The 19,132-nt window shown below is 71.5% G+C and carries 18 protein-coding genes; 12 read left to right on the top strand and 6 right to left on the bottom strand.

Translation table 11 applies throughout. The annotated features are described in order from the left end of the window. Window positions 1-252 precede the first annotated feature (252 nt). The 4 genes from AC4BGB_RS00295 to AC4BGB_RS00280 all read left to right on the top strand — a co-directional run bounded on the left by AC4BGB_RS00295 (window position 253) and on the right by AC4BGB_RS00280 (window position 3,206). On the top strand, window positions 253-1,071 hold the full coding sequence (locus AC4BGB_RS00295) for a transketolase (protein WP_490543964.1): 819 nt from the start codon (window positions 253-255) through the stop codon (window positions 1,069-1,071). Next, window positions 1,068-2,138, top strand: a complete 1,071-nt coding sequence (locus AC4BGB_RS00290) for a transketolase family protein (protein ID WP_490543963.1) — start codon at window positions 1,068-1,070, stop codon at window positions 2,136-2,138. The genes AC4BGB_RS00295 and AC4BGB_RS00290 overlap by 4 nt, the downstream gene beginning before the upstream one ends. Before the next feature lie 26 nt (window positions 2,139-2,164). Next, window positions 2,165-2,926 (top strand): SDR family NAD(P)-dependent oxidoreductase, encoded by a 762-nt coding sequence (locus AC4BGB_RS00285; protein ID WP_490543962.1) that lies wholly within the window; start codon window positions 2,165-2,167, stop codon window positions 2,924-2,926. Window positions 2,927-3,017: 91 nt separating this feature from the next. Next, the gene (locus tag AC4BGB_RS00280) at window positions 3,018-3,206 is read left to right on the top strand and encodes a hypothetical protein (protein ID WP_490543961.1); all 189 of its coding nucleotides are present in this window, start codon (window positions 3,018-3,020) and stop codon (window positions 3,204-3,206) included. A 96-nt stretch (window positions 3,207-3,302) separates the two neighbouring features. Here the strand turns inward: AC4BGB_RS00280 and AC4BGB_RS00275 are convergent, their stop codons facing one another. From AC4BGB_RS00275 to AC4BGB_RS00265, 3 genes are all read right to left on the bottom strand, one after another. Further along, on the bottom strand, window positions 3,303-3,599 hold the full coding sequence (locus AC4BGB_RS00275; protein WP_490543960.1) for a hypothetical protein: 297 nt from the start codon (window positions 3,597-3,599) through the stop codon (window positions 3,303-3,305). A gap of 35 nt (window positions 3,600-3,634) precedes the next feature. Then, window positions 3,635-4,507: a zinc metalloprotease gene (locus AC4BGB_RS00270; RefSeq protein ID WP_490543959.1), complete on the bottom strand. Its 873-nt coding sequence runs from the start codon at window positions 4,505-4,507 to the stop codon at window positions 3,635-3,637. A 104-nt stretch (window positions 4,508-4,611) separates the two neighbouring features. Next, on the bottom strand, window positions 4,612-6,399 hold the full coding sequence (locus AC4BGB_RS00265; protein WP_490543958.1) for a thiamine pyrophosphate-requiring protein: 1,788 nt from the start codon (window positions 6,397-6,399) through the stop codon (window positions 4,612-4,614). Window positions 6,400-6,492: 93 nt separating this feature from the next. Between AC4BGB_RS00265 and AC4BGB_RS00260 the strand changes: the two genes are divergently transcribed. Further along, complete coding sequence (locus tag AC4BGB_RS00260) at window positions 6,493-8,475, top strand: family 43 glycosylhydrolase (RefSeq protein WP_490543957.1); 1,983 nt, start codon at window positions 6,493-6,495, stop codon at window positions 8,473-8,475. Window positions 8,476-8,511: 36 nt separating this feature from the next. Continuing rightward, entirely contained in the window at window positions 8,512-9,342 is an 831-nt protein-coding gene (locus AC4BGB_RS00255; protein ID WP_490543956.1) for a phytanoyl-CoA dioxygenase family protein, read from the top strand. Window positions 9,343-9,431: 89 nt separating this feature from the next. Here AC4BGB_RS00255 and AC4BGB_RS00250 read toward each other — a convergent pair whose 3' ends face one another. Next, window positions 9,432-9,872, bottom strand: coding sequence for a hypothetical protein (locus AC4BGB_RS00250; protein WP_490543955.1), 441 nt, complete (start codon window positions 9,870-9,872; stop codon window positions 9,432-9,434). A 231-nt stretch (window positions 9,873-10,103) separates the two neighbouring features. Here AC4BGB_RS00250 and larB point away from each other — a divergent pair, with 231 nt between their 5' ends. The 4 genes from larB (at window position 10,104) to AC4BGB_RS00230 (ending at window position 14,004) form a co-directional block, all read left to right on the top strand. Continuing rightward, entirely contained in the window at window positions 10,104-10,805 is a 702-nt protein-coding gene (larB, locus tag AC4BGB_RS00245; protein ID WP_490543954.1) for a nickel pincer cofactor biosynthesis protein LarB, read from the top strand. After that, on the top strand, window positions 10,802-11,668 hold the full coding sequence (larE, locus tag AC4BGB_RS00240) for an ATP-dependent sacrificial sulfur transferase LarE (protein ID WP_490543953.1): 867 nt from the start codon (window positions 10,802-10,804) through the stop codon (window positions 11,666-11,668). Before larB ends, larE begins: the two co-directional genes overlap by 4 nt. Next, window positions 11,665-12,870 carry a nickel pincer cofactor biosynthesis protein LarC gene (larC, locus tag AC4BGB_RS00235; RefSeq protein ID WP_490543952.1) on the top strand — a complete coding sequence of 402 codons (1,206 nt, stop codon included), beginning with the start codon at window positions 11,665-11,667 and terminating at the stop codon, window positions 12,868-12,870. The genes larE and larC overlap by 4 nt, the downstream gene beginning before the upstream one ends. Window positions 12,871-13,086: 216 nt before the next feature. After that, window positions 13,087-14,004, top strand: coding sequence for a DUF6910 family protein (locus AC4BGB_RS00230; RefSeq protein WP_490543951.1), 918 nt, complete (start codon window positions 13,087-13,089; stop codon window positions 14,002-14,004). Window positions 14,005-14,087: 83 nt separating this feature from the next. On the opposite strand, the gene AC4BGB_RS00225 is transcribed toward AC4BGB_RS00230, so the two are convergent. Together AC4BGB_RS00225 and AC4BGB_RS00220 are read right to left on the bottom strand one after the other, a co-directional pair. Then, window positions 14,088-14,951 (bottom strand): alpha/beta fold hydrolase, encoded by an 864-nt coding sequence (locus tag AC4BGB_RS00225; protein ID WP_490543950.1) that lies wholly within the window; start codon window positions 14,949-14,951, stop codon window positions 14,088-14,090. Next, on the bottom strand, window positions 14,944-17,124 hold the full coding sequence (locus AC4BGB_RS00220; protein ID WP_490543949.1) for an MMPL family transporter: 2,181 nt from the start codon (window positions 17,122-17,124) through the stop codon (window positions 14,944-14,946). Before AC4BGB_RS00220 ends, AC4BGB_RS00225 begins: the two co-directional genes overlap by 8 nt. Before the next feature lie 164 nt (window positions 17,125-17,288). Between AC4BGB_RS00220 and AC4BGB_RS00215 the strand changes: the two genes are divergently transcribed. Both AC4BGB_RS00215 and AC4BGB_RS00210 read left to right on the top strand, forming a co-directional pair. Next, window positions 17,289-18,449, top strand: a complete 1,161-nt coding sequence (locus AC4BGB_RS00215; RefSeq protein WP_490543948.1) for a sensor histidine kinase — start codon at window positions 17,289-17,291, stop codon at window positions 18,447-18,449. Then, a complete protein-coding gene (locus tag AC4BGB_RS00210) occupies window positions 18,446-19,111 on the top strand; it encodes a response regulator (RefSeq protein ID WP_490543947.1) in 666 nt (221 codons plus the stop codon). Before AC4BGB_RS00215 ends, AC4BGB_RS00210 begins: the two co-directional genes overlap by 4 nt. Window positions 19,112-19,132 lie beyond the last annotated feature (21 nt).

Below are 19,132 nucleotides of genomic sequence, written 5' to 3'. Positions count from 1 at the left end.
GCGGTGAGGGTCAGGTCAACGTGCCTTGGATTTCATAGTGACGAGGATCACTGCTGAATGTCAACAGTCATCTTTCGGACGATTTAGTGTTGACATCAAGAGTGATCGCCGTCACGCTGGATGACGCGGACTCCCAGCCCAGCGGCTGCGCGCAGGTCTCGCAGAACCCATCCAGGAAAGGGAAGTGACGTCGTGACGTCGCTACACACAGACCAGGCTGGCTCGCCGGCCCCGGAGGCCACCGAACAACGAGTGGAGAGGTTGCGCGCCGCTGCCCAGCGGGTCCGGGGTCATGCCCTGCACATGGGCGAGGTGCAGGGCCAGGGCTACATCGGCCAGGCGCTCGGCGTCGCAGACGTCCTCGCGGTCATCTACTGCGACCAGCTGCGGCACCGTCCCGAGGATCCACACTGGGAGAACCGCGACCGGTTCCTGCTCTCCATCGGTCACTACGCCATCGCGCTGTACGCCGCCCTCGCCGAAGCCGGCACCATCCCCCTCGACGAGCTGGACAACTACGGCTCGGACGACTCGCGCCTGCCGATGTCGAGCATGGCCTCCTACACCCCGGGGGTGGAGATCTCTGGCGGCTCCCTCGGTCACGGGCTGACCGTGGCCACCGGCATGGGCCTGGGCCTGCGCCACCAGGGCAACCCGGCCCGGGTGTTCAACCTCCTCTCCGACGGTGAGCTCGACGAAGGCTCCACCTGGGAGGCCGCGATGGCGTGTGCTCATCACGGACTGGACAACGTCACCGCCATCGTGGACGTCAATGCCCTCCAGGCCGACGGGCCCACCGTCGGGGTGCTGCGCACCGAACCGGTGCTGGAGAAGTGGCAGGCGTTCGGGTGGCACGCCCTGCGCGTGGACGGCAACGACATCGCCGCCCTGGTGGCCGCGTTCGACGAGATCGCCGAGCACCGCGGCTCCCCGTCAGTGCTGATCTGCGACACCCGCATCGGCTACGGCGTACCCCTGCTCATGGAGCGGGAGAAGGCGCACTTCATGCGCGTCGAGGAACACGAATGGCAGGTCGCCCGCACCCAGCTCGAGGAGGGGTCCACCCGATGACCACCAACCAGACCAGCGACCAGTCGAGCACCCGGGTGGCACCGCCCAGGCTCAAGACGTCAGCCATGATCGCCTCGTTCGCCGATCCTGGGCAGCAGACGACCCCGGCCCCGTTCGGCCACGCCCTGGCACAGCTGGCCGAGCAGCGCCCCGAGATCGTCGGGCTCTCCGCCGACCTGGCCAAGTACACCGACATGCACATCTTCCGTGAGGCGCACCCCGACCGGTTCTTCCAGATGGGCATGTCCGAGCAGTCGATGATGGGGGCCGCTGCCGGTCTCGCCGAGGTCGGCCTGGTGCCGTTCGCCTCCACCTACTCGGTGTTCGCGACCCGGCGGGCCTATGACTTCTTGTGTCTCGACATCGCCGAGCCGAACCTCAACGTCAACATCGCGGGAGCGCTGCCGGGGCTCACCACGGGGTACGGCCCGAGTCACCAGGCAACCGAAGACCTCGCGATCCTGCGCGGCTGCCCGAACCTCACCATCGTCGACCCCTGCGACGCTGTCGACCTCGAGCAGGCCGTGCCCCAGCTCGCCGACCATGCTGGGCCCACCTACCTGCGGCTGTTGCGCGGAGCAGTGCCGCGGGTCCTCGACGAGTACGACTACACCTTCCAGCTCGGGAAGGCGGCCGAGCTGCGCACCGGCCGCGACGTGGTCCTGATCTCCACCGGATTGATGACCATGCGGGCGCTGCAGGCGGCTGCCAGGCTGGAGGCCGACCACGTGGACGTGGCGGTGCTGCACGTGCCCACGATCAAGCCGCTGGACACCGTGGCGGTACTTGCTGCGGCGCGCACCGACCGACTGCTGCTCACCTGCGAAAACCATTCCGTCGTCGGTGGCCTGACCGAGTCGGTCGCCGCCACGCTCGCCTTCGCCGGCGTCGGTAACCGCATCGTGCCGGTGGCACTGCCCGACGAGTTCCTGGCCGCGGGTGCACTGCCGACGCTGCACGACCGCTACGGACTGTCCACGGACTCCATCGTCTCCCGGGTCAGGGCCGAGCTCCAGGCCTCCGGGAGCAAGAGCGTCAACGACGCGGGCGACCCACCCACCCTCTGAGCACCACAGCCGAAAGGAAACACCCGATGGCCCACTCCGACCTCACCGCGATCATCACCGGAGCCGCGTCCAGGCGCGGCATCGGCCGCGCCACCGCACACGCCCTCGCAGGGGACGGGTGGAACGTCGCCATCCTCGACCTCGATGAAGCAAGCGCAAAGGAGACAGCCGACGAGATCGCCACCGCACACGACGTCCAGGCCTTCGGACTCGTGGGCGACGTTACCGACCAGGCCTCGGTCGAGAGCGCTCTGGCCGCCCTCGAGAGCTCCGCGCCTCCGATCGGCGCAGTGGTCAACAACGCCGGGATCACCTCCCCCACTCGCTTCCACGACGTCACCGGCGCCGAGTGGGACCGCATCTTCGCGGTCAACGTGCGCGGTGCCTACAACATCACCCGCCGAGTCACCCCCGGCATGGCCGATCGCGGCTTCGGACGGGTGGTCTTCTTGTCCTCGGTCTCGGCTGAACGAGGCGGCGGAGTCTTCGGTGGTGTCGCCTACTCCGCCGCCAAGGCCGCCCAGCTCGGCTTCGCCCGAGCCCTGGCCCGTGAGGTCGGTCCGCACGGCATCACCGTCAACAGCGTGGCCCCCGGGCTGATCGACACCGACATCACCGGCGGAGCCCTCGAGGGCGACTCCAGGACCCAGCTCGTCGCCGGAATCCCGGTAGGTCGCAGCGGCCGGGTCAGCGACGTGGCCGATCTGATCACCTTCCTGTGCCGCGAGCAGACCGGCTACATCACGGGCGCGACCTACGACGTGAACGGCGGCTCACACATCCACTAGTGGGAGGGGCTCAGCCAACGGCCAGGCGGCGGGTGAGTGAGCCCCGTCTCGTTCTTTGGGCTCATGGTTCCGGTGCACGGAGACTGGAGGCATGAGCACGACACCCCGACCCGACACCAATAACCACGAGGTGTCGTCGCACACCTACGACGCCCAGGTCGATGCCGTCCTGGAGCGCATCCGCGACGAGAAGAGCACCGAGGCCGTGATGATCCGGAGCATCCTCGGACACACCGGAGCCCGTGCACCACGCCGAGCTCCCCGCACCCCGGTGAGCTGACCACCCGACGTCGCAGACACCCTCGTCCGCGTCGGACCACCCGACGTCGCAGACACCCTCGTCCGCGTCGGTCACCCGCTTCGAGCTGACTGCTGCTCACCCGTCCTGGTCGGCGGCAGGCTTGTGCACCACCAGCCGCTCCTCGTCGGCCGACAGCACCTCCATCCTGCGTGGGACGCCTTGCGCCGCGCCTTCGCTCAACGTGATCGTGTCGCCGTCGAGCGACCAGCTGCCGGTGGCCTCCTCCGGAGCATCGGCGGCGCCGAGACCGGACTCCGCGAAGCTGCCGTCCGCGCGCAGCTCGAAGGCGACCCGTCCGCGAGCCGGAGGCAGGGGCGTGCCTGCGGGCCGGAACACCATGTTGTCCTCGGTGTCCTCCTCCTGGACGTGCACCCACCGCCCTTTGACCTGGTCGCTGCGCACAGTCGCTACGCCCCGAGGAACGACTTGCGTGGACCCGCGAGGCAGGCGCTCATCCGCGCGACCTGACCCGCGGTGAACATGAACATTGCGGCATCGTCGACGTAGTCCATGTAGTTCATGAACATGTCGCCGTTGGGTCCGTTGCTGCAGCTGACCGTGGGGAAGGACGGCTTCCCGACGTTCGGCCCCGCGCAGTTCGGTGTGTCCGGGACCCGGTCGCCGCCGCTGCAGTCGAGGGTGTCGCCCCAGATGTGGCGCAGGTTGAGCCAGTGCCCGACCTCGTGGGTCAGGGTGCGGCCCCGGTTGAACGGCGCCGCCGCCGTACCCTCCGTGCCGAAGGCCGAGTGCAGGATGACCACGCCGTCGGTCGCCTTGGGCCCGCCGGGGAACTGGGCGTAGCCGAGCAGCCCGCCACCGAGCTGGCACACCCAGATGTTGAGGTACTTGTCCGCGGGCCACGCGACCGACCCGTCCTTGGCCCGCTTGACCGCATCGCCGGCACCGAACGACGCCCGGTCGGTGTGCACGCGCACGACCCCGTTGGTGCGCTTGCCGTGGGGATCGGTGGTTGCGAGGCGGAACCTGACCTTCGGGTCACCCACCAGGCCCTTCCACGGCGCGGGGACCTTGGCGACGTCAGGGTTCGTGGACCGGAAGTCCTTGTTCAGTGCGGTCATCTGGCTCCGGATCTGGGCCAGGCTGATGTTCTGCCGCGGGTTCTTGTGCACGACGTGCACCACGGTCGGGATCGTGACCAGCCTGCGCGCCACCCTGTTTGCATCGCCGGAGGCGAACGCACGAGCGGTGAACTCCTCCGCCCGCCGCTGGTTGGCCCGGAACGAGGGCACCTCCTCGAGGAGACGCTCGTACTCCTGCATTGCGGCACACTGCCGTCGCTTCGGGGCCATGAGACCACCACCTCTGCGAACGAGGCTTCCCCCGCCCGGCACCGGCTGTCAAGGACGAGGACCGCGGCGCGGCCTCAGCCACCCTCCATCTCGGCGTGTCGGTCGAGGAGCTCGCGGGCGGCCTTGCCGGATTCCCCCTCGGCGTCGAGGCCCTGGCGGAAGCTGTCGAGCTTCTCCTTCCCTGCGGGGAACGGGGGAAGCAGCGGTACGTCGGCGTCCACCACGGCCTCGATGACGGTCGGCCGGTCCGCCGCGAGGGCGCGCCGCCAGGCGTCGTCGACCTCGGCGGGATCGGTGATCCTGATCCCCTCGAGTCCCAGCAGCTTGGCGTATTCGGCGTAGGGGAAGTCGGGAAGTGACTGGCTCTCGTCGAACCGGGGCTCGCCCTCCATCTCGCGCTGCTCCCAGGTGACCTCGGCCAGGTCGAGGTTGCGCAACACCAGCACCACGAAGCGTGGGTCTGCCCAACCGGGCCAGAGCCGGCTCACCGTGATCAGCTCGGCGACACCGTTCATCTGCATCGCCCCGTCGCCGGCGAGTGCGATCACCGGGCGGTCGGGTGCGTGCAGCTTCGCCGCGATGCCGTACGGAAGGGCCGAGCCCATGGAGGCCAGCGTCGAGGAGAGGTGCGCCGGCACGCCGTCGGGCAGCCGCAGGTGCCGGGCGTACCAGTAGACGACCGACCCGACGTCGACGCTCACCTGCGCGTCACCGGGCAGGTGGTCGCTCAGTGTCCGGACCACGTGCTCGGGGTTCAGCGGATCCGCCGGGAGGGCCGCGCGCTTCTCGGCGATCTCGTGCCACTCGGTGACCCGCGACTCCACCTCCTCACGCCAGTCACCACGGGGTCGCTCCTCGAGCAGCGGCAGCAGCGCCTCCAGGGTGTCGACGCAGTCCCCGGGCAGGCCGACCTCGATCGGGTAGCGGTTGCCCAGGTGGCGTCCGTCGAGGTCGATCTGCACGGCACGTGCCGCACCCGGCGGTGGGTAGTACTCGGTCCAGGGGTCGTTGCTCCCCACGACCAGCAGGGTGTCGCAGTTCTCCATCAGCCATGCCGACGCGGTGGTGCCGAGGTGGCCCATCACCCCGCAGCTGTTGGGCAGTCCCTCGTCCCACCAGGGCTTGCCCAGCAGGCTCGTGGTCACTCCGGCGCCCAGCCGATCGGCAACGGCAGCCACGAGGTCGCCGGCGTCGCGAGCACCCTGGCCGACGAGCAGGGCCACCCGGTCGCCGGAGTTGAGAACCTCGGCAGCTTCGCGCAGGTGCTCCTCGCGGGGCACGGCGTGCGGTCGTCGCCACCCCGGCGTCGTCACCACCACGCCGTGCTCCTGGGCCTTCTCGGACGGGGCTTCCAGCTTCTGCACGTCGTGCGGCACCACCACCACGCAGGGGGACCTGGTGGCGAGCGCGGTGCGGAACGCCCGGTCCAGCACCATCGGCGCCTGGTCCGCGGAGAGGATCGTCTGGCAGAACTGGGCGGCCACGTCCTTGAACAGGCTGGTGAGGTCGATCTCCTGCTGGTACTCCGAGCCGAGGACCGAGGTCTGCTGCTGACCCACCAGGGCCACCACGGGGACGTGGTCGAGCTTGGCGTCGTAGAGGCCGTTGAGGATGTGCACCGCCCCCGGCCCCTGGGTGCTGGTGACCACCCCCACCTCGCCGGTGTACTTGGCGTGCCCGACCGCCATCAGGGCCGCGTTCTCCTCGTGCCGCGCCTGGATCAGGGGCGGACCGCCCTCGTCGCGCCGCAACGCCCCCATGAAGCTGTTGATGCCGTCACCGGAGTAGCCGAAGATCCGGGTCACCCCCCAGGCATGCAGACGCTCCACCATCAGGTCGGCCACGAGTCGTGTCTGGGTCACGCGGAGGAACGTACCCAGCACGATGTGGACCACACCGAGTCCCGGGCCCGGGCCCCTTGCCAGGTGGGCCGGATGCCTGCGACGTTGTCATCCATGACCCGTCTCGGGTTCGGCACCGGTACGGCGACCCTGGTCGCCGTACTCGCCACGCTCCTGGCGCTGGGGAGTCCCTCTGGAGCGGACGCGAGCACCGGTGCACCGGGCCCGGGGAGCTACCGGAACCCGCTGGCCCCGCGGATCCCGGGTGCAGGGGGCGCGACCGTGGACAGTTGCGCCGATCCGGCGGTGCCGCGCGGCGCCGGACGGGACCGGGGCTCGTGGTTCATGTACTGCACCACCGACCCGCTCAACGACACCGACCTCGTCCAGCCGGACGCCGACCCCGGGGCCAGGAGCGTCCGGCCCGGTCCCGTGCCCCCACGCAGCGAGGCGGACGACCCGGAGCTGGCGGCACTGCGCGCCGTGGCCCCGCAGCTGGCCTTCCACCCGATGCCGATGCTGCGCTCGAAGGACCTGGTGAACTGGACCTACGTCGGCGACGCACTCCCCCAGCCGCCCGCCTGGGCCGCCGACGGCGCCGGGCTGTGGGCCCCGGACGTGGTGCACTCCCGGGCGACCGGCCTGTACTACCTCACGTTCGTGGTCACCGACACCGACGACTCGTTGCGCGGCCCCGGCGCGTGCGCCTCTTCCGAGGACAGTGCGATCGGCGTGGCCGTGAGCACCAGCCCGCTGGGCCCGTGGAGGACCTCGGCGGCACCGCTGGTGGGTCCGCGACCTGACCCAGGGGCGGACTGCGGGTTCTTCTGGACCTACGACCCCGACATCCTCGGTGACGACATCGGCACCTCCAGCGTCCTCTACTACGGCAGCTACAACGGCGGCGTGCACGCGACCCGGGTCGTCCTCGACCGGAACGGCGCCCGCACCGCCGGCACCCCGACCAGGATCACGATCGGCAACCGCTACGAGGGCACCAACGTCGTCGAGCGCGGCGGTTGGTACTGGCTGTTCGGCTCCGCGACGAACTGCTGCAACGGCCCGCTGACGTCGTACGGCGTCTTCGCCGCCCGTTCGCGATCACCCTTCGGACCGTTCCGGGGCCGCGACGGGCACTCGCTGCTGGCCGGTCGGGTCGGAGGCTCCCCGGTGCTGCTCCCCAACGGCAACCGCTGGGTCGGCGTCGGCCACAACTCGGTGTTCCGCGACGCCGCCGGCCGCTGGTGGACCGTCTACCACGCGGCCGACCGCACCGACCCCTACTTCGATCCGGACCCCGGGTTCACCAGGCGCCCCGCGATGCTCGACCCGCTCGACTGGGTCCAGGGCTGGCCGCAGGTGCGTGCCGGCCGTTGGGCGTCCGACACGAGGATGCCCGCGCCGGCCAACCGGAAGGGGCACCCGAGCCGCTACCGCCCGCAGCCGCCGGCACCGGTCGGGCCCGGACGGGCGCTCCCGGGCTTCTCCGAGGACTTCGCGGGCGGCCTCGACGCGACCTGGAGCTGGCGCCGCGAACCGGCACCCGGCACCTGGGCGATCGAGAACGGCGCCCTGCGGTTCGACACCCAGGCCGCGGACCTGCACGCCGACGACAACACCGCGTCGGTGCTGAGCCGGCCCGCCCCACGCGGCGACTTCGTGGTCGAGGCCGACGTCGCACTGAACCTGCCCGCGGAGGGCTGCTGCCACAACTACGTGCAGGCAGGGCTGGTGCTCACCTCGGGGGACGATCGCGCCGACGACACCTTCGTCAAGCTGGTGCACGCCTCGATCTGGGAGACGCGTCAGACCGAGTGGGCCAAGGAGGTGCCGATGGCGCCACCGGAGTACCCGCGCTACGGCAACGGGGTGGTCGGTCCGCCCGGTGCCGTCACCCGGTTGCGCATCGTGGTGGAGCAGCGGCCCGGGGAGGACCGCTACACGGCGTACACCGGCACCCCGGGGAGCCGCCTGGTCCGCGGCGGCACCTGGACCCACGACCTCGGCCAGACCCCACGCATCGGGCTGGTCTCCATGGGGGGCACCGGCTTCACCGCCCGTTTCCTCGACGTCCGGGCGTGGACCCTCCGGCGCTGAGGCTCCACCTCACCAACCCCGTCACAGGAGCGTGCCATGACAGACACCACCGCCACCGACGAAGAGTTCGACCTCGAGGAGATCCGCCGCGGTCTGGAGACCGACGGGATCATCGCCTGCAAGGGCGCCTTCTCCCCCGGCTGGGTGCAGCAGGTCCGCGAGGACGTGGACGCCGCGTTCGAGGAGGCCAGGTCCCGCGAGGGCGGAGCCGTGGGACGCGGTCCGAACCGCTGGTACGTCGAGATCCACCCCGAGGCTCTTCGCGGCTTCGTCGACCTGGTCGACCACGCCTGGGTGCGCGCCGTGTGCGAGACGATCCTCGGTCCGGACTACCGGGTCGTCGAGGTCGGGTTCGACACCCCGTTCCCCGGCGCGACGCTGCAGCCCTGGCACCGCGACTTCCCCAGTCCCCCGGAGACCAAGGACGAGCACCGGCTGACCTCGCTGGCGTTCAACCTGACCACCGTTGACACCACCGAGGAGATGGGCCCGTTCGAGATCGCGCTGGGCACCCAGTGGGACCGCGGTGACGACTTCGACCACGAGCAGTTCCCGGCGAAGTCGGAGTACGCCCGCTTCGAGGAGCTCGCGCAACGCAAGTACCCCCGGGTCGGGGACATCTCGGCCCGGTCGGCCCTGACGATCCATCGCGGGACGCCGAACACCTCGCAGGTGTCCCGACCGGTGCTGGTGCTGGGGGTGGACGCTCCGGGCGCCGGCAACGACGCCCACCACGACCTGGCCGTCACCACGGGCTACTGGGATGCGTTGCCCCCGCGGGTCCGCGACCATCTCTCCTGCCCCGTGGTCGACGAGCTCGAGCCGATCACCCAGAAGCACGACATCGAGGGCCTGGTGATGGGCTGAGGTCTCCTACTCGGAGGGTTCCGGGACCCGGCACTCCACCTCCGGGTTGACCCCGGCGCAGTCCAACGGACCCATGTCGTGCTCCTCACTCACCGGTTGCGAGAACCAGCATCCTGCAACCGCCGCCGGGAGGGAGTCCCTGAGCCGATGACGGACTGCACGAGCCCGCAGCAGATCGCGGGGACGAACACGAGCGCGGACCAGAACCCGAGCCCGTCGAGGAGCCGGTCGGCCAGCCCGGACCAGGACCCCTCGTCGAACCGCAGGTGCGAGTAGAGGGTCGATCCCAGCGAGACCAGCACGCCGGTGACCACCCAGGTCACGCACAGTCGTGCCGGGTGCCGGTGGAACCCGTCCCAGAGTCCCCAGGCCGCCGCCGCGCAGACGAGCACGAACATGACGGTGAGGCCGGTGCCGAGGCCGTCACCGGGACTGAGCGCCGAAAGTATCTCGGCGACCCCCTCGGTCAGCAGCAGCAGTGCGGCCGTGCGGAACCCGATGTCGCGAAGCAGGAGCAGTGGTCGTCTCATGGCTCCATCCTTCGTCCTGGGTGTGGGACCGCGCATCCGTACAGGTACTCAGTTGAGGCATCGCAATGCGTTGGAACAAATCAGTTGAGCGGGTATGCCTGGTGGGGCCAACGTGGCAGATGGGGTGTCTGTGCGCGGCCGAGGCTCGCCGGGAGTACGCGAACCAATGCCGGGAGCTGCACCACCCGGTGGCCGTGAGCCGCGCCGCCGGCACATGGGATGATCCCCCGCATGGACATCCGCCTGGACCTCGGCAGAGCGGCCCGGACGGGGATTGCCGAGGCGGTCTATGCGCCCGGCAAGTCGGTGGCCCAGTGCGTCGAGGCCGTGACCGGTCTTCTCGCCGAACCCGACGACAGTCCGGTCCTGCTCACCCGCGCCGATCCCGCACAGGCGGCAGCCGTGCTGGCGGTGCATCCGGGCGCAACCTGCACCACGGTGGCGTACGACGCCCACGGCACCGAGCTCACGACCCTCACGTGGCGCGTCCAGGCCCCCCGCGAGGGGGACCCGCTCCTCCTGACCGCGGGCACGGGCGACCTCCCGGTGGCGCGGGAAGCGGCGGCCGTGCTCACCGCCTACGGCTTCGCGACCACACCGGTCGCCGACGTCGGGGTCGCCGGGCTCCATCGGGTCCTGGCGCTGCGCGACCGGATCGCCTCGGCCGACCTCGTGATCGTGGTGGCCGGCATGGAGGGCGCGCTGGCCAGCGTGGTCACCGGGCTGACTCCCGCGCCCGTGATCGCCGTGCCCACCAGCACTGGCTACGGCGCAGGACTCGAGGGCGTCACCGCGCTCCTGGGGATGCTGGCGTCGTGCAGCCCGGGCGTCAGCGTGGTCGGCATAGACAACGGGTTCGGGGCCGGCTGTGCTGCGGTCCGGATGCTCCGCAGAAGTGGCCCCGCGACGGCGGCTCCGGAGGAGTCCCGGTGACCGATCGATCCCCCGATCTGTCGCCCGTCGACGCGCAGCTGCGCTCCCGGCTGGAGGCTCTCGAGCTCCGGCTCCGTGGGCTGGGCTCGCTCGTCGTGGCGTACTCCGGTGGTGCCGACTCTGCGTTCCTGGTTGCCGCGGCTGCGCGTGCCCTCGGCCCGGAGCACGTCGTCGCGGCGACCGCGGTGTCGGCGTCGCTGCCGGCGAGCGAGCTCGAGAAGGCAGCTGCGTTCGCCCGTGGGCTGGGCGTCCGCCATCTCACCGCGAACACCAACGAGATGGAGCGGCCCGGTTACGTCAGCAACGGCCCTGACCGTTGCTTCCACTGCAAGGCCGAGCTGCTCGACGTGCTGCTCCCACTGGCGAAGGAGCACGGGATCGCCTCCGTGGCCACCGGCACCAACGCGGACGACCTGGTGGCCGGGTTCCGGCCCGGCATCCGCGCCGCTGTCCTCGCCAGCGCCCTGACCCCGCTCGCGGACGCCGGGTTCACAAAGGCGCAGGTGCGAGCAGCCTCCCGGGCATGGGGCCTGGCGACCGCGGACAAGCCGGCCGCGGCCTGCCTGTCCAGCCGGGTGGCCTACGGGTTGTCCATCAGCACCGATCGCCTCAACCGGATCGAACGGGCCGAGGAGGACCTGCGCGCGGCCATGACCGCTGCAGGACTCCCCGAGGGCAACGTCCGCGTGCGCGACCTCGGCGATCGTGCCCGGGTCGAGGTCGACGCCGACCTGGTCCCGGTCGTCACCGACTCACCCGACCTCCTCGCAGCAGTCACCGGCTTCGACGCGGTCGAGGTCGACCCACACGGTTTCCGGTCCGGCTCGATGAACGAGGCGCTGACGCGCCAGGCACGACCATGACCCGGTCGGTGGGATGGATCGACGCCTCCGGGGGCGTCAGCGGCGACATGCTGCTGGGGGCCTGCATCGACAGCGGAGTGGACCCGGCCCTCGTCCAGGAGCAGATCAACCGCCTGGGCCTGCCCGAGAAGGTCACGGTCACCGCCACCCGCACCCGACGCGGCGGACTCGCCGCCACCAAGGCAGTGGTCAGCACCGAACGCTCGACGGTCCAGCGCACGCTGCCTGACGTGCTCTCCCTGCTCGAGGGCGCCGTCGAGCCCGTCGCCGCCCAAGCGGGTGCGGTGTTCCGCGCGCTGGCACGCGCCGAGGCCGCGGCCCACGGCGTACCGCTGGACGAGGTGCACTTCCACGAGGTGGGCGCCCTGGACGCGATCGCGGACATCGTCGGGGTCGTCACCGCTGTCCAGTCACTGGGCCTGAGTCGCCTGGTGTGCAGCCCGATCGCTCTCGGAGGCGGCCGGGTGCGCGGCGCCCACGGGCCCATCCCGATCCCGGGACCCGCGGTGCTCGAACTGTTGCGATCACACGACGCTCCCGCGTTCGGCGGTCCCGTCCAGTCCGAGCTCGCGACCCCGACCGGCGTGGCTCTGATGGTGACCCTCGCCGACGCCTTCGGCCCGCTGCCGCACCTGCGTCCGGAACGGATCGGGACCGGCGCCGGCACCCAGGACCCGGCCGACCACGTGAACGTCACCCGCCTGGTGGTGGGATCCGCGGTGGACAGCCCCGGCCACCCGGCTGACGGCGCCGCGCCGTCGGTGGTGCTCGAGGCGAACGTGGACGACCTGGACCCACGGCTGTGGCCGGCGGTGCTCACCACCCTGATGGCCGCGGGCGCGGCGGATGCCTGGCTGACCCCCATCCTGATGAAGAAGGGGCGTCCCGCCCACACGCTGTCCGTGCTGACGACGGCCAGCAAGGCCGAGCGCCTCGAGCGGATCGTCTTCGAGCACACCTCCACCATCGGGTTGCGACGCGTCGCCGTCGACCGGCGTGCCCTCGAACGTGAGGAGGTGGCGGTGGACGTCTCCGGGGAGCGGGTCAGGGTCAAGCTCGCTCGGCTCGACGGCCACGTCGTCAGCGCCACCCCCGAGTACGACGACGTCGCGCAGGCCGCCGAGGAACTGGGGACCTCGCCCAAGCGGGTCCTCAGCCGGGCTCAACGGGCCGCGGCCGAGCTGCTCGACTTGGAGCCTTGACCGGTTGCGCTCAAGCTCGAACCCGGCTCGACGGCGTCAGCGAAGACCGAACGCACTGCGATGGAAGACCAGCGGCGGGTCGAGGCTCACCGACCTGAAGGAGCTCGCCGCCAAGCCGACCAGTCTGCCGTCCGCCTCGTGCGCGGGTGGGTGCGGGACGCGGTCCAGCGCCGGGGTGCCATGGCGTGAGGTGCTCGACTCCGGCAGGCTGGCCGCGTGGAGATCGAGCTGGCAGGTGTCGAGCGGCTTCACTTCGGTGACGGATCGCCGGTGCGAGCGGCCTCAGCCGTCGCACCGTTCGGCGCCGGCCACCTCGTCGTCCAGGACGACACCACCCATGGCGCCTGGTTCCAGCAGGCGGGCGTGTCCGCTGTGCGCCTGCTCGCCCCGGTGGCCGGGCTCGACGTCTTCGCGGAGGCGGCCGGGACCAAGCACCTCAAGCCCGACCTCGAGGCTGCGTGCCAGGTGGGAGTCGACGGCGACCCCACGTTGCTGATCCTGGGATCGGGTTCCGCACCCGCCCGGATGCGTGCCGTGCTGCTGAGGCTGGAGCGAGGCGAACCAAGGGCCATCGAATCCGAGCTCGGGCCGCTGTACGCCGCCGTCGCCGCAGCCCTCGACGTCGGGCCCGAGCACCTGAACCTGGAGGGCGCCTGCGTCGTCGGATCCTCACTGCGGTGGTTCCACCGCGGGATGCCCGCCGCCGGCCTGCCCTCCGGCAGCGTCGATCTCGACCTCTCCCAGCTGCTGGCGGTTGCGCGCGGACAGGTCCCGGCGGACTCCGTCACAGTGACCCACCCGCGCCACTACGACCTCGGCACCGTCCACGGGGTGGGTCTCGCGATCACCGACGCCGTCACCCTCCCGGACGGGTCCATCCTCGCGAGCGCCGCCGCCGAGGCCAGTGCCAATCCGCGCGACGACGGCCCGGTCGTGGGATCAGCGCTGGTCCGCCTGGAGGGCGACATGATCGCCGACCTTTCGCTCCTGCCCCTGGTCGAGGGACGCGTGAGCAAGGTGGAGGGACTGATGGCGCTCGCGTCCACTGACCCGGGGACGAGGCTCCTGGCCGTCGTCGACGGCGACGACCCGGGCGCCCCCTCCCTGGCCCTGCGGCTGCACGTTCACCGCTGAAGCCGGGTCAGTCAGCAACCTTCGGTCCACCGACCAGCAACGCGACCAAGAAGCACGACATCGAGGGCCAGGCGATGGGCTGACTACCGCACCTCGCGGTCCGGGCCGAGTACGTCGGTGCGGACGAAGCCGGCCAGCTCCGTGGCCAGCCGCTTGGGCTGGTCCACGGGCACCAGGGTGTAGCTGTCCTCGATCTCGACGAGGCGACCACGGGGGAACAGGGCCGCCAGCCGGGGGCCGTGCTCGCGCGGCATCAGCCTGTCCTCGCTCGCCCACACCACCAGCACCGGCCGCGTGAAGGTGGGCAGTCGCGAGGCGAGGTCCGCCAGCTCCGCCCGGGTCGGCGTGGAGAGTGCGAACCTGCGCAGGTCGCGACGGATCGCAGGATCGCGCTGGGCCGGTGCGAACCAGCGGTCCATCACGTCGGTGGCCACCGGTCGCTTGCTCATCCATCCCCAGCCGCCGGGAGCACGCCGGAACCAGCCGAAGCGCTGCAGCTGCATCGCGGTCCACAGCAGCGCCCGCAGCCGCGCGCTCATCGCCATGGCCTTCCCCGGCTGACCCGGAGGGAAGTTGTCGAACGCCTCGCACGCGACCAGGGCTGCTCCCGCCAGCCGGTCGGTCGGGCCGTCGGCGAGCAGGAACTGCGCACCGCCCCAGTCGTTGAGCACGAGCGTCACCTCGCGCAGGTCCAGCGCCTCCAGGAGCTCCCCCACCAGCGCCGCGACGCCCCGGTGGGTGACCAGCTCGGGTCGCTCCATCGGCCGCAGGTGGCTGCCCAGCGGCAGCGTCGGGACCACGCACCGGAAGTCCGGAGCGAGCTGCTCCACCACCTCGGCCCACAGGCTGGCGTCCATGTTCACGCCGTGCAGCAGGACGAGCACCGGTCCCGAGCCCCCGGTGTCGAGGTAGTCGACCTCGCCGGCGGTCAGTCGCACGCTAGACATGGGTCCTCCCGGCGGGTGTGGAAGCGGGCACCGGAGGCGTCGTACGCCGCTCCAGGACCAGCTCGGGCAGCAACCGGTCGAGCCACCCGGGCAGCCACCAGTTGCGGTCCCCCAGGAGCTCCATCAGCGACGGCACCAGCACCAGCCGGACCAGCGTCGCGTCCACCAGCACCGCGAACGCCAGCCCGAACCCGAAGAGCTGGAGCTCCCGGCTCGAGCCGAGTACGAAGCTGCCGAACACGCAGATCATGATCGCGGCGGCCGCGCTGATCACCCGCGCCGTGCGCGCCAGCCCTTCCGCCACCGCGGAGGCATTGTCACGGGTCCTCATGTACTCCTCCTTGATCCGGGACAGCAGGAACACCTCGTAGTCCATGGAGAGGCCGAACACGATCGCGATCAGCATCATCGGCGCCCACGCCTCGACGGGCGCGCTTCCTCCGAGGTCGAGCAGGTCCACTCCCCAGCCCCACTGGAAGACCGCCACGGTCGCGCCGAAGGCGGCCCCGATGGAGAGCAGGTTGGCCACCACCGCCTTCACCGCGACGGCGACGCCCCGGAAGACCGCCAGCAGGAGCAGCATCGCCAGCCCGAGCACCACTGCGAGGAACAGCGGCAGTCGGTCCGCGGTGTAGTCGGCGAAGTCGACGGCCGCCGCGGTGGTGCCCCCGAGGGCCACCTCTGCACCCGTCTGCTCGGTGACCGGGGGGATCACCCGGTCCCGCAACCGGTGCACGAGGTCGGTCGTCCGCTCGTCGCGCGGGCCCGTGGCGGGCACCACCTGGAGGACCGCGACCTCGCCGTCGTCACTGATGGCGGGTGGGCTCACCCGGGCCACGCCCGCGGCGTCGGAGAGGTCCCGGCCGAGACGATCGAGGACCTCGGTCCCAGCCCCGGCAGGCAGCGTGACCGCAGCCACGAGCGGGCCGTTCGAGCCCGGACCGAACCCCTGGGACATCAGGTCGTAGGCCCGGCGCGCGGTGTCCGAGCCGGGCCTGGTGCCCGCGTCGGAGAAGCCCAGCCGCAGGTCGAGCACGGGGACGGTCATCACCACCAGGGCCGCCACCGAGACGAGCGCCCAGGGCAGCGGACGACGCTGGATCTGGCGGCTCCACCTGCGCGCCAGGATGCCGTCTGAGCTCCTGGTCCCTCGGCGGCGGTGCACCGAGAGACGGTCGATCCGGCGGCCCACGATCGCGAGCAGCGCCGGCAGCAGCGTCACCGCGGCCGCCATGGTGAGCAGCACCGCTCCCGCGATGCCGAGGGCGACGCCCGTGATCAGCTTGAGGTCCATCAGGACCAGGCCGAGCGAGGCGATCACCACGGTGACCCCGGCGAACAGCACCGACCGTCCCGCGGTCGTCTGCGCCGTGACCACGGCCTCGACCGGGCCCTCCCCGGCCACCAGCGCCTCGCGGTAGCGGGTCACCACGAGCAGCGCGTAGTCGATGCCCACACCGATCGCGATCATCGCGGCGACGGGCGCCGCGAAGCTGGGCATCTCCACCCAGCGGGCACCGATACCGACCACGGCCACTCCGCTGGCCGCTCCCACGATCCCGACCAGGATCGGCAGCCCCATCGCGAACACCGACCCGAACGCGAGCAGCAGGATCACCACGGCCGCCAGGATCCCGATCAGCTCGGCCGGCGGTCCCGACGCGGTCTCCTGGTCGGTCAGGACGCCGCCGAGCTCCAGGTCGAGCCCGTCCTGGCCCTCCCGGATCTCCGCGAGCCGGTCCTGCACGCCGGCCAGCTGCTCGGCAGGCAGCGTCGGGAGGTCCACCGAGACATAGCCGATGGTCCCGTCCGCCGAGACCTGGCGGCCGCCGCCCGGCTCGTAGGGGCTGGTCACCTGAGCCCGCGGGATCTGCTGCCTCACCTCGTCCGCGACCCGGTCGACCCGGCTGCGGAACTCCTCGCCCGCTCCGGACCCGACGTCCGGCTCCGGGACCCGGAACACCAGCTGTGCCTGGGTGCCCGACCGGAAGTCGAAGCCGGCCTCCTCCATCACCTGCGTGGCCCGGTGGCTCTCTGAGCCGGGCAGGTCGTACTCGTCACTGACGTCCCCGGCGAGGGCTCCCGAGATCACAGACACGGCGACGACCGCCGCGATCCACGCCCCCACCACGGCGTGACGAAAGCGGCGACATGCCAGCGCGAGACGTTCCATCCCCGCACTCCTCTCCAACGTTGTCCGACCTCGGACTGATCACGCTAGGAGCGCTGCCGCCGTGGCACAGGCCGCCTGGGGCGAGGACCCGATCGCTCCGGAGCGACTCCTTCGTCGCCTCACGCGCCTGCCGATCGCGGCGCCACCGATCTAGCATGCAAGCCGTGGCAGTGATCGACATGAGCGCCCGGCGGATCGACCTGCTGCTCTGCGTCGTCGTCACCACCGTGCTGGCGGTGATCGTGTCCTCCGACCAGGGGCAGGGCGGGCCGGTGGACCCGCTGGCCTACGCCTGGGCCCTGGGCCTCGGGCTGCTGATGCTGGTGCGGCGTACGCACCCGTTGCTGATGCTGCTGCTCACTCTCGTCGGGTTCTTCAGCTACCACGCCGCCGGGTTCCCGGCGCTCGGTGTCGCGGTCCCGGTCGCGGCCGCGCTGTTCTCCGCCGCGGAGACCGGGCACACCCGAGCAGCGCTCGTCGCCGCGCTGGTCGCGCTCGTGGGCTCCACGGCGTACCGCGTCATCGACCAGCAGAGCATCGCCTACGTCCTGGGCTACGAGCTCGCGACCCACGTGACCCTGATGGCGGCGGTGATCGCCCTGGGGCACAGCCTGCGCACCGGCCGGCAGCTGCGTCGCCGCCGGGACCAGGTGACCCGGCTGCTGAACCGGCAGCGGGTGCTGGACGCCGACGCCCGCAGCCGGGAGGACCGGCTCGCCCTCGCCCGCGACCTGCACGACTCCATCGGGCACTCACTCACGCTCGCCTCGCTGCACGCGGGCCTGGCCGCCGACGAGCAGGCCGACGCCGCCCAGCGGCACGAGTCCCTGGGGGTGGTTCGTACGGCGGTCTCCGAGGCCCTCTCCCACCTGCGGCGAACCGTCGGGGTGCTGCGCGACGGGCACCGCCCCCAGGCCGCTCCCGGGCTCCGGGATCTCGCCCGGCTGACCCGGGCGCCGGCCACGGCCGGGTACGACGTCCGCATCGAGGCCGACCCGGTGACGCTGTCCCCCGAGGTCGACGCCGCCGTCTTTCGGCTGGTGCAGGAGGGCATCACCAACGTGCTGCGCCACTCCAGTGGACGCAGCATCCGGATCCGGATCACCGAGGCTTCGCCGGGCACGCTGGAGGTCTGCGTGGCTGACGACGGACGCGATCGGGCCGCGTACGACGATGGGCGTACGGCGACACCCGAGCTCGCCGGGGGCCACGGGCTCAGCGGCATGCGCGAGCGCGTCTTCGACCTCGGCGGCGACCTCTGGGTCGAGGCCGGACCCGACGGCTGGGTCGTGCGGGCACGGATCCCCCTGGCGGCCGCGCCGTGACCACGGTCCTGCTGGTGGACGACCAGCGCCTCCTGCGCGCGGGGCTGCGGGCGATCCTGGAGATCGCCGACGACCTCGAGGTGGTCGGCGAGGCGGACAACGGTCTGGAGGCCCTCGCGATGGCGCGCGAGCTGCGGCCGGCAGTCGTGCTGATGGACCTGCAGATGCCGCAGATGAACGGCCACGAGGCGATCCGGGCCATCCGGGCGGACCCGCTCCTCGCCGCCACCCCCGTGCTCGTGCTCACCACCTTCGACGATGACGACGACGTGGTGGAGGCCCTGGCCGCGGGTGCGAACGGCTATCTCCTCAAGGACCTCGAGGCCGAGGACCTCCGCCGCGCGGTCCGCAACGCCGCCGACGGCAGGGCCGAGATGGCGCCCGGCGTGCTGCGACAGATGATGAGCCGGATCGCCCGGCTCCCGACGCGGCGCCGCCGGGACGAGGAGCTGGCCGGCCTGACCGAGCGCGAGCTGGAGATCCTCACCCACGTCGGGCTGGGACTGACCAACGAGGAGATCGGCGAGGCGCTCTTCCTCAGCCGGGAGACCGCGCGCACCTACGTGAGCCGGCTGCTGACCAAGCTCGGCGCCCGCGACCGGGCCCAGCTGGTCGTGCTGGCCCACCGGGCCGGGCTGGTGGATCCGGACGCCGGCCGATGAGTACGACGTCGGGGCCGTGCC

The sequence above is a fragment of the Nocardioides sp. Z30_9 genome (genome assembly GCF_058215735.1).
Note: the sequence above shows the minus strand (reverse complement) of the source record. Positions and strands in the feature narration are given on the sequence as shown.

Bases quoted from the DNA above. Each gene is read 5' to 3' on its own strand.
- AC4BGB_RS00255 (WP_490543956.1), top strand. From the start codon at position 8,512: ATGACAGACACCACCGCCACCGACGAAGAGTTCGACCTCGAGGAGATC.
- AC4BGB_RS00250 (WP_490543955.1), bottom strand. From the start codon at position 9,872: ATGAGACGACCACTGCTCCTGCTTCGCGACATCGGGTTCCGCACGGCC.
- larC (WP_490543952.1), top strand. From the start codon at position 11,665: ATGACCCGGTCGGTGGGATGGATCGACGCCTCCGGGGGCGTCAGCGGC.
- AC4BGB_RS00290 (WP_490543963.1), top strand. From the start codon at position 1,068: ATGACCACCAACCAGACCAGCGACCAGTCGAGCACCCGGGTGGCACCG.
- AC4BGB_RS00220 (WP_490543949.1), bottom strand. From the start codon at position 17,124: ATGGAACGTCTCGCGCTGGCATGTCGCCGCTTTCGTCACGCCGTGGTG.
- AC4BGB_RS00285 (WP_490543962.1), top strand. From the start codon at position 2,165: ATGGCCCACTCCGACCTCACCGCGATCATCACCGGAGCCGCGTCCAGG.
- AC4BGB_RS00260 (WP_490543957.1), top strand. From the start codon at position 6,493: ATGACCCGTCTCGGGTTCGGCACCGGTACGGCGACCCTGGTCGCCGTA.
- AC4BGB_RS00280 (WP_490543961.1), top strand. From the start codon at position 3,018: ATGAGCACGACACCCCGACCCGACACCAATAACCACGAGGTGTCGTCG.
- AC4BGB_RS00270 (WP_490543959.1), bottom strand. From the start codon at position 4,507: ATGCAGGAGTACGAGCGTCTCCTCGAGGAGGTGCCCTCGTTCCGGGCC.
- larB (WP_490543954.1), top strand. From the start codon at position 10,104: ATGGACATCCGCCTGGACCTCGGCAGAGCGGCCCGGACGGGGATTGCC.
- AC4BGB_RS00225 (WP_490543950.1), bottom strand. From the start codon at position 14,951: ATGTCTAGCGTGCGACTGACCGCCGGCGAGGTCGACTACCTCGACACC.